Origin of the sequence: uncultured Pseudoteredinibacter sp. (genome assembly GCF_947500695.1) — a bacterium.
Classification (GTDB): Bacteria; Pseudomonadota; Gammaproteobacteria; order Pseudomonadales; family Cellvibrionaceae; genus Pseudoteredinibacter.
This window is the reverse complement of record NZ_CANMSS010000045.1, coordinates 1-239: the sequence shown is the minus strand read 5'-3', so window position 1 is coordinate 239 and position 239 is coordinate 1. Positions and strand designations below refer to the sequence as shown.

General features: G+C 46.9%; 1 protein-coding gene. It reads left to right on the top strand.

The genetic code is table 11. The features are described from left to right. Positions 1-239: Ig-like domain-containing protein (locus tag Q1A08_RS21420; protein ID WP_299776433.1), on the top strand; the 239-nt coding region annotated here is incomplete at both ends.

The window sequence follows — 239 nt, the reverse complement described above, 5'->3', positions numbered from 1 at the left end:
GCCGAAGTTACCTTGGAAGTGAACGGTAAAAAATACGGTCCTGTCACAGCTGATGGTAGCGGCGAGTGGAAGATTCAAATTCCAAGTGCGGATGCTTTACCTGAAGGTGCGGTTACCTTTAAAGCTAAGGCTAAAGATGCTTCGGGTAATGAAGTTGAAGATACCTTCACCATCACGATTGATACCACGCCGAATGCGGTTCCGGTGATTAATGATGCCGACGATAACGTGGGTAATGT